This is a genomic window from Clostridioides mangenotii TR (assembly GCF_000498755.1).
Classification (GTDB): Bacteria; Bacillota; Clostridia; order Peptostreptococcales; family Peptostreptococcaceae; genus Metaclostridioides; species Metaclostridioides mangenotii_A.
Window position 1 is genome coordinate 21,661 of sequence record NZ_AXUS01000031.1, and the last position, 7,729, is coordinate 29,389.

The following is a 7,729-nucleotide window of genomic DNA, read 5'->3' on the forward strand; positions in this document are numbered from 1 at the left end:
ATTTTATTTAAATAACATAAATAAAGAACCCCTGTATTATTTATAAGTATAAATTAATATAGGGGTTCTTTTATATATTCTTAATCTACCATTACTCCGTTTAAAGAAAATGTTCTAGCCTCTGTAACTTTTACATTTACTAGTTTACCAACTAAATCTTCATTTCCACCATCAAAATTCACTAATTTATTTTGTCTAGTTCTTCCTGATAATTTATCTTCCTGGTTCTTACTTCTACCTTCAACCAATACCTCTACAACTTTATCTTTGTACGAATGGTTAATTTCACCAGAAATCTTATTGACTAAATCAAGTACTTTTTGGAATCTTTTATGAGTTATATCTTCTGGTATTTGGTCTTCCATCTCTGCAGCTGGAGTACCTTTACGCTTTGAGTATATAAAAGTAAATGCCGAATCGTATCTAACCTTTTCAAGTACATCTAGCGTATCTTCAATATCTTCTTCGGTTTCACCAGGAAATCCTATCATCAAGTCAGTTGAAAATGCAATATTAGGTACTTCTTTTCTTGCTTTTTCTATTATATCAAGATAGTAATCTTTAGTGTAATGTCTATTCATTTTTTTAAGTAATCTAGTACTTCCAATTTGTATCGGTAAGTGCAAGAATTCGCAAACCTTATCGCAGTCTCTTATAGCATAAATTACTTCATCAGATATATCTTTTGGATGAGAAGTCATAAATCTAACTCTTTCAATACCTTCTATATCATTTACATTTCTTAGAAGTTCTGCAAATGTAACCTTAGTATCTAAAGTCTTTCCATAAGAATCAACATTTTGTCCAAGTAGTGTTATTTCTTTTGTTCCATTTGCTACTAGAGTTTTGATTTCATCCATTATATCTTCTGGAGTTCTACTTCTCTCTCTACCTCTTGTATATGGTACTATGCAGTAAGTACAGAAGTTGTTACATCCATACATTATATTGACATATGCTTTTAACTCAAACTTTCTGCTGCTCTTTAATCCTTCTACTACTTCTCCATCTACATCCCATACATCCACTAGAGTTTTATCTCTGCCCATAGTTTCTATAAGAAGTTCTGGGAATTTATAAAGGTTATGTGTTCCAAATATCAAGTCTACGTGTCTGTATTTCTTTTTTATTTCCTCTACAATGTGAGGTTGTTGCATCATACATCCACATACTACTATTTTCATATCTGGATTTTTTTCTTTTTGAGATTTTAAGTGACCTAGGTTTCCGTATACCTTTAGTTCTGCATTCTCTCTTACTGCGCAAGTATTGTATATTACTAAGTCTGCTTCTGTAGAGTCTTCTGTTGTGTCATATCCCATTGCATCTAGCATTGCTAGTAACTTTTCTGAGTCATGTTCATTCATCTGACATCCGTATGTTACACTAGACACGAGCTTTCTTTTTCCTGTTTTAGTAAAATAATCTTCGTTTTTTCTGTGCATTAATTCAATATATTTATCTTGTTCATCTATTTTTTCTATAGGAAGATTTGCTTGTTTTCTTTTGCTCATTTTATATTTACTCCTTTATATTTTTACATTAGATAATTATATCAAATTAAATTGGATTACTCAAATTTAAATAATTATAAGAAAAATGGAAAATATTTATAAAAAGTATTGACCATATCCTTTGATATAAAAAGAAATAAAGTACTTCATCTAGAAATAAAATAGTTGCTTATTTTTTAAGCAACCATTTTATTTCTTAATTTATTATCTGCATTCATATGTTGATTTATTGTTTCTTATTCCTTCTTTTCAATTCGTAAAAATCTGGAACTCCATTATTCATTGCAATAAGTTCACCGTCTAAAATATACTTCTCATTTACGTATCTATGTAACTGATCAAGTTCTGGGAATCTTGGGATCAACTTAAAATCTATTTTGTTCCTAATATCTCATTATCTAAATAAGCAAATAAGTTGGAATTTGTTTCTCAATATATTAATACTGCATGCATCTGGTAATAATATTAACTACACTCAATTTATTTCTTACAGTTACAGTTGATTATCGAAATACTTCAATCCAAATAGTTCTATCGCATTTCGTAATCCGATAAAACATAACCCATAAGTTAAAAGACGATTCAAGGTAATGGTTATGTTAATATCATAAAATATCAATATCATTTCTATCACAGCTATAAATACTATCAAGATATCGTTTGAATAATTTGCTGTATTATTAGCTTTGTTTTGGATTAACTGCCAACGCTCATCTTTTTTATAATCGATTTCTTTTTTAGCCTTCCATACATAAAGAAAAATAGTTATTCCAGTACTAAGAATTATAAAAAACGAAATAATAATTTGTTCATTCATTATATTAATCCTCCTTATATTTAAAAACTATATTTATTGAAACATCAAAAACATTTGCTATTTTGTAAGCTAATTCTAAAGATGGAGTATATTTGTATTTTTCAATAGATATAACTGCTTGACGAGAAATACCTACCTTTTCAGCTAAATCAGCTTGTGTCCAATCACGCTCAGCTCTCAAAACCTTAATTCGATTGTGTACCAAAGTATTACCTCCTTAACAAAATGTAATCTGTTGTTTACATTTAAAATTGTAATGTGCTGATTATATTTTGTCAACAGTAAAATACGTTTAAGATTAATATCTTTAAAATATTTTACAAAATAAAAGAAGTCTACCTTGCTAAATACCTTGATTTAAGTTAGTTCAATGAATCTATTTATAATAGTAGTTCTTGTTATATATGTCTCTCTAGTAGCTACTAACATATCTCTAACTCGGTCGTTTTTCTTGTTCTTCTTACTAAGTTGAAGGAATTTAAACAAAGCCAAGTAATTATTGATGAACTTTGTAGATACACCTAAAAGCCATTAGCCATCTCTTAAATCTACCGTCAAGAGAATTTATAAACACTATCTATCATTGATTTACCTCAAGAACTTGTTTTAATTCTTCATTTAACTTTTCTTTTATACCTATGTACGTAAAAATATACTAGATAAATATAAAGTAAAACAAAATAAAGGCTAATTAAGTCACTAGCCTTTTTCTGTCTAATTAATTATCTCTACCTATAAACTTTTACTTTTAATTATTAATTTTTTTTCAGCAATATCAATAATTCTTTTCGCATCTATTAAATCTAACGGATAATTCTTTTCCCTTAATATTTTAACTGCATTTACTTTATTCGAATCATTTTTTAGTAAAATTATTGCTTCATCAATTAATTCCTGTTCATCAAAATAAATAAACTTCTTAATTTTTTTACTTCTTTAGATTGAATATAATTTGATAATGCTAGTACAATTAGCAGGATACTTAATAGAGTTTTTATTTAAAATCTCTCCTTCCTTTTAAGTTACTTACTATTATACCATCTTGCATCTACATCAAGTTTCTATTTTTTAGCACTCAACCACTTTTCTATATGTCTCAAATATCATGACGAGGATTATCGATGTTTTCTTCTAATTAAAATAATAATATTAAACTTAATGTGATATAAAGATAAATTAGCCGTTAGAATATCAAAAGTTTTAGATACTCCGATTGTAGACTTATTTATCTTTGAATATTAATTAGTCACTCAATTTAAAATGTATTTAATTACATAGAAAAATAAGGGTAGCAATTAAGCTATCCTCTTTACTAATCTCTACATAAATTTTCTATTTTCCAACCAATCAACTACTTTCCTATACGTCTCTTTAAAGTCATTACCAAAACTTACTCGGTGCATGCCCTACATCGGCTTATGCTATTTACTCATATGTATATATATGAATAAACTATACAATTGAAATTACCTTGTAAATTGTAAATTCCCTCCTTATCATATAGTATGGGCATACATAAATAAGGAGGGAAACAATATGAATTTAAGAAAATTTGGAATTTTATGCTTAGTAGGAATAATCTTAACTGGGATGATTGGATGCAGTAAAAGCAATAATGCCAATCAAAAGGATAGTAAAAAAGAAAAAATAGTAATAGGTACATCGGCATCATATAAACCTTGGGCATTTCAAGAAAATGATAAAATAAAGGGGTTTGAAATTGATATTTGGAATGAAATAGCAAAAAGGAATAATTTAGACGTAGAATTTAAATTAGGTCAATTTAGCGGTTTAGTTGGTATGTTAGATGCTAATGAGATCGATACAGTAGCCCATCAAATGTCAATAACTGAAGAAAGAAAAGAAAAGTATCTTTTTAGCGAACCATATGCCTATAGCTATTATGACTTCTTTGTAAAGGATGATAGTGATTTTAATAACAAGGAAGACCTAAGGGGCAAGAAAGTTGGATGTTGGCTAGGTGGAAATGGAGAGGCTACATTAAGAGAGATTAATGATAAATATAATCTAGGTTTTGATATTGTAACTTATGATGGTGTTGCAATGGAGAAAGAATTAATTATAGATAGAATAGATGCATTATGGCAAGGTGAAATAAAAACAAAAACTATTATTAAAGACGAAAATTTAAAGGTACGTCAACTAAATGAAAAAATGGTATACGAAATTAATGCATATCCATTTAAAAAAGATGACAAGGGACAAAAATTCACTGAATTATCAAGTAAAACACTTGATAGTATGAGGAAAGACGGTACTTTAAAAAAATTGTCTGAAAAGTGGTTTGATACTGACACAACAGAGGTCGAGAAATAGGGTGATTGTATGACATTTGACTTCAATTTTATGATTAAACTCATCCCAACAATGTTAAAATACAGCGGAGTAACTTTGAAATTATCTATTTTAGCAGTTTTTTTCGGGTTGATGATTGCTTTTATAATCGCTTTATTAACCGTTGCCAAAACACCAGTATTAAGTACCTTTTTTAAGTTATATATATCGTTTTTTAGAGGTACACCTTTGATTGCACAACTATTTTGCTTGTATTTTGGTGTAATCCCAATAATTAGAAATATTATACAAGTAGATTCATTCCATGCTGCTCTTATAATTTTAAGTTTAGCAAGTTCAGCATATATGGCAGAATCACTTAGGGCCGCAATTTTATCAATAAATAAGGGGCAAATGGAAGCCGCAAATTCCATTGGTATGACATATATTCAATCTATGTTTTATATCATATTACCACAAGCGATCAAAGTTGCTATACCTACTCTATTTAGTAGCTTCATAAATATAGTTAAAGATACTTCTTTGGTATTTGCTATAGGTGTGAAAGAAATGATGGCCCAAGCTCAGCTAGAGGGATCTTCAGGATATAGATATTTGGAAGCGTATGTATGTGTCTTACTTGTATATTGGGGAATAACTGCAATTATGGGAAAATTCCAGAAACACTTAGAGATAAGATTAGGGAGTAGGTAGGTGAATTGGATTGTTAAAACTAAACAATGTATATAAAAAGTTTGGAGATAACGAGGTATTGAAAGGTATCAATTTAGAAATAAAAGAAGGTGAGGTAGTATCTATAATCGGACCTTCAGGAACAGGAAAATCAACTTTATTGCGATGTATAAATTGCCTCGAAAAAGTTGATTCTGGAAATATCATAATAGATAATAATAGATTTGATCTTGCAAGTTTAAAGAAAGAAGAAGTCCTCTGGTTAAGAAGAAATACATCAATGGTTTTCCAAGGGTTTCATTTATTTAATAATAAAACCGCATTCGAGAATATAAATATAGGCTTAAATGTAGTAAAAAAAATCAATAAAAATGAATCCGAAAAAAAAACGTTAGAAATATTAGAGCAGATTGGACTACTGGAAAAAAAGGATAAGTATCCTTCAAGTTTGTCTGGTGGGCAGCAACAAAGAATTGCGATTGGTAGGGCTTTAGCCTTAGAACCTAAGATTATTCTATTTGACGAACCTACCTCAGCATTAGATCCTGAGTTAGTAAATGAAGTCTTATTAATAATAGAACAATTAGCTAGGCAAAAAATAACGATGCTAATTGTTACGCATGAAATAAATTTTGCTAGAAATGTTTCTGATAAAGTGTGTTTTATGTTTGATGGCAAAATCATTGAACAAGGCTCTGCGCAAAGTGTTATAGACGATCCAAAACACGAGAGAACAAGGCAGTTCTTAAATAAACTACAAAAAAATAATAAAAATTAATACCATAATATCACTACTAATATAAAAAACAGAATATCTGAGTGTCGTTTCAATTGACTCAATAAAGAACTATAAGTAATTTTAGATAAGTTAATTTCACAAAAAGAATTATATGGTCTTTTATGACGAACGTTATCTAAAAAAGTATACCCTATATATAGAACATACTAAAAAATACATTTATATATAGGGTCTTTTAATTAATATTGTTATTAAACTCTAAGTCAATTCACTAAAAGTTTTATTTAAACAGTATCCGTATAACTCTTTTTTCAAATCTACCTCAGCCTTATTTAAAGCTTCCAATTTATCGTAGCCATGATTTATACAAAGATCATATATTCTTTCCATTAAGATTTTTAAATCACTTAATTCCATGATTTCAACTCCTTAAAATATAATTAAATAAATTCAATAAAAATATTCTGACTTCTACTCCTCATTTGTATCTTTTGAATGATTAATTTTTTTTAATTGATAAATCTCCTCTTTTAATCTATGATTTTCACAAATAATATACCATTGTTCAACTCTGAGTCGTCTTATTTCTAAAAGGATAGATTTTTCACTTCTTTCTCCAAATCTAAAAACTAATCCGTCTGCACCTCTTCTCTCATATCTCATCATCCATTCACATAAATTAGTGTAAGATATTTTATATTTCTCTATTGTCTTAAGATAATCAAAATCATTCAGTATGCAAAACTTAACAATCTCAATTCGTTCTTCAAGTGTTGTTATACCAAACTTAATCATATATATCCCCTTTCGATATTATTTAATTTTTCAAACAAATCTAAAACAGTAGCATTCATATTTTTTATCAAGTTATGTAATTTAATTTTAAATCGTCTATATCTATAGTTACGTTGCTATACTATATAACATATTAATATATTATATAGTATTTTGTGTTTTCTAATAATATTTAGTTTCATTAACAATACAACAACAAATGACACATTGTTAGCCAGTACTCTCCATACTTTTAGTTTTTAACCCTCTCTTTGGTAAATTTAATTTTAGAAAAAATCCCCCTCAAAATAATATTAGACCTTAACTATTACTACTTAAAGGGGGTGTCCATAATAATCATTAAACTATATTTTAATTGTATTTCTATGTACAAATTTTACCTCAATTCTTTTTTTTCAATTTTAATAAATCACTTATCCCATTATTTTTTCATCTAATTTAACATAAGTTTTTAGTAACTCAAGTTCTTTTTTTAAACTGGTATTTTCTAAAATAATCTCTTTTGTTATCTCCTTAAGATTATTTATTTCCTTAAGCAGTGTATCTTCATTTCTCTTACTTATAGATTTTGCAAGTGCATCTTCTCCACCTTTTTCGTATTTACTGATTAATTTATATAGAGTTTGGTAGCTTAATTTATATTTTTTTATAGTTTTTGTATAATCAAAGTTGTTTAGCATGCAAAATCGAACTATTTCAACCTTCTCTTGTAAGCTTTTTCTCCTCAGTAAAATTATATATATCCTCCCATCTTATTGAAATTTCTTTAAATAATATTTTTTTATGAAGTAAAATTACATCATGAGTAATACAAAAAAGTAATCGTTCTGATCAATAATCTGATTTAATTTTCCTATGAATATTTTAATTAAATTT

At 27.8% G+C, this 7,729-nt stretch carries 10 protein-coding genes and 1 pseudogene; 3 read left to right on the top strand and 8 right to left on the bottom strand.

Features of this window, described 5'->3' with window-relative positions:
• Window positions 1-80: 80 nt before the first annotated feature.
• The 5 genes and pseudogenes from miaB to T473_RS17890 all read right to left on the bottom strand — a co-directional run.
• Window positions 81-1,514: a tRNA (N6-isopentenyl adenosine(37)-C2)-methylthiotransferase MiaB gene (gene miaB / locus T473_RS0113475; RefSeq protein ID WP_024622373.1), complete on the bottom strand. Its 1,434-nt coding sequence runs from the start codon at window positions 1,512-1,514 to the stop codon at window positions 81-83.
• Between the two features lie 226 nt (window positions 1,515-1,740).
• Window positions 1,741-1,878, bottom strand: coding sequence for a hypothetical protein (locus tag T473_RS18575; protein ID WP_161627565.1), 138 nt, complete (start codon window positions 1,876-1,878; stop codon window positions 1,741-1,743).
• A gap of 129 nt (window positions 1,879-2,007) precedes the next feature.
• Window positions 2,008-2,331 carry a hypothetical protein gene (locus T473_RS0113480; RefSeq protein ID WP_024622374.1) on the bottom strand — a complete coding sequence of 108 codons (324 nt, stop codon included), beginning with the start codon at window positions 2,329-2,331 and terminating at the stop codon, window positions 2,008-2,010.
• 4 nt (window positions 2,332-2,335) lie between these two features.
• The gene (locus T473_RS0113485) at window positions 2,336-2,536 is read right to left on the bottom strand and encodes a helix-turn-helix transcriptional regulator (protein ID WP_024622375.1); all 201 of its coding nucleotides are present in this window, start codon (window positions 2,534-2,536) and stop codon (window positions 2,336-2,338) included.
• Window positions 2,537-2,688: 152 nt separating this feature from the next.
• A pseudogene (locus tag T473_RS17890) lies at window positions 2,689-2,977 on the bottom strand (IS1595 family transposase); the annotation flags it as partial.
• A gap of 890 nt (window positions 2,978-3,867) precedes the next feature.
• Here T473_RS17890 and T473_RS0113490 point away from each other — a divergent pair.
• Genes T473_RS0113490 through T473_RS0113500 form a run of 3 tightly spaced genes read left to right on the top strand, consistent with a single transcriptional unit; the run spans window position 3,868 to window position 6,097 of the window.
• Window positions 3,868-4,668, top strand: coding sequence for a transporter substrate-binding domain-containing protein (locus tag T473_RS0113490; RefSeq protein WP_024622376.1), 801 nt, complete (start codon window positions 3,868-3,870; stop codon window positions 4,666-4,668).
• Window positions 4,669-4,677: 9 nt separating this feature from the next.
• Window positions 4,678-5,340 (top strand): amino acid ABC transporter permease, encoded by a 663-nt coding sequence (locus tag T473_RS0113495; protein WP_024622377.1) that lies wholly within the window; start codon window positions 4,678-4,680, stop codon window positions 5,338-5,340.
• A gap of 10 nt (window positions 5,341-5,350) precedes the next feature.
• Window positions 5,351-6,097, top strand: coding sequence for an amino acid ABC transporter ATP-binding protein (locus T473_RS0113500; protein WP_024622378.1), 747 nt, complete (start codon window positions 5,351-5,353; stop codon window positions 6,095-6,097).
• 219 nt (window positions 6,098-6,316) lie between these two features.
• On the opposite strand, the gene T473_RS18580 is transcribed toward T473_RS0113500, so the two are convergent.
• From T473_RS18580 to T473_RS0113515, 3 genes are all read right to left on the bottom strand, one after another.
• The gene (locus T473_RS18580; protein WP_161627566.1) at window positions 6,317-6,475 is read right to left on the bottom strand and encodes a hypothetical protein; all 159 of its coding nucleotides are present in this window, start codon (window positions 6,473-6,475) and stop codon (window positions 6,317-6,319) included.
• 54 nt (window positions 6,476-6,529) lie between these two features.
• Window positions 6,530-6,853 (bottom strand): hypothetical protein, encoded by a 324-nt coding sequence (locus T473_RS0113510; RefSeq protein WP_024622379.1) that lies wholly within the window; start codon window positions 6,851-6,853, stop codon window positions 6,530-6,532.
• A 413-nt stretch (window positions 6,854-7,266) separates the two neighbouring features.
• Window positions 7,267-7,596, bottom strand: a complete 330-nt coding sequence (locus T473_RS0113515) for a helix-turn-helix domain-containing protein (protein WP_077173633.1) — start codon at window positions 7,594-7,596, stop codon at window positions 7,267-7,269.
• Between the last annotated feature and the right edge of the window lie 133 nt (window positions 7,597-7,729).